Source organism: Hyphomonas oceanitis SCH89, from assembly GCF_000685295.1.
GTDB lineage: Bacteria > Pseudomonadota > Alphaproteobacteria > Caulobacterales > Hyphomonadaceae > Hyphomonas > Hyphomonas oceanitis.
Map to the genome: position 1 here is coordinate 1 of NZ_ARYL01000132.1, position 1,017 is coordinate 1,017.

At 57.5% G+C, this 1,017-nt stretch carries 2 protein-coding genes; both read right to left on the minus strand.

The window, feature by feature from the left end:
* Positions 1–62: 62 nt before the first annotated feature.
* Complete coding sequence (locus tag HOC_RS20565) at positions 63–563, minus strand: S26 family signal peptidase (RefSeq protein WP_051625179.1); 501 nt, start codon at positions 561–563, stop codon at positions 63–65.
* Positions 560–802: a helix-turn-helix domain-containing protein gene (locus HOC_RS20570; RefSeq protein ID WP_035542595.1), complete on the minus strand. Its 243-nt coding sequence runs from the start codon at positions 800–802 to the stop codon at positions 560–562. Before HOC_RS20570 ends, HOC_RS20565 begins: the two co-directional genes overlap by 4 nt.
* Positions 803–1,017 lie beyond the last annotated feature (215 nt).

The following is a 1,017-nucleotide window of genomic DNA, read 5'->3' on the forward strand; positions in this document are numbered from 1 at the left end:
CGGGTCCGCTTCTCATATCCATGCATGCCTTAGCCGCGCTTTGCATCCGCCTGCCGTCCCTCTCAGTCTTTGAGCGTAAAAAGCGGTAACGCGACGCCGTCCAGGTCTTCCAGTTTTGTCGCCCCGAAGTACCGGCCATCGAGCGAATCCGGATGCGCATTCAGCAGGAAAACGTCCGTCTCTAAGAGACGCACACAGCCCTGCCAGTCCGGAAGGTTACGGCCGGAAGGGTCGACAAGATGGGCGCTGGCAACAGTGTCACCATTGACCGATATCATCCGGCCATGCCGGCAGATTTCATCTCCGGCAATGCCCGTCATCCGCTTCAGCAGCGGCCAGTCCCTGCCGACAAACCCGTGCGCTTCAGCCCACTGCGCATCCACGCTCCTGGCCGAGACAATGACCCATCTGCCAGGGGTAAATGGTTCATTGCTCCGCCAGTAGAGCCCTTCGGGCGCGCTGCCTGTCCGGTTCCAGATCAGGTAATCTTCAGGATCAAACAATCCGCCAAACAGGACAAGACAAAGCCCTGCCCCGGTTATCCACAGGACGGGATATTTCATTCGGGTTTCGGCAAGCGCTGCGAGGTCGAGATGTAGGCATGGCGCTCTGACCATTTCATGAGGCCGGGCTTGGGATAGAAGACGCGCGCACCATGCTTGCGATAAACGGGCCCGCGTCCTTCACATCGGTAATGATCCAGCGTTGAGCGTTTCAGCCGCAAAAACCTCGCCGCTTCTTCAACGCTGAGCAGCTCCGGCCAGCCATCATCGGTCTTCTTCTCTCGCTTGTCTTTCGTCATCCTTCGCCACTCCTTTTTGCTTTTCGTGCGATGACAAATCCTTGGCCAGCACTGCCGCTTTCTGGAGAGGGAAAATGCCTCTGGCGCATTTTCTCCCGGCCGGTTTACCATGCGCAAGCATGGCAAAAACCGCCCCGGAGAAGATCTCCGGAGCGGCTCTGTGGTGATGAAACTGAAGCCTAGTTGTGATCTTTCAATAGGTTGTCCATTCGGGC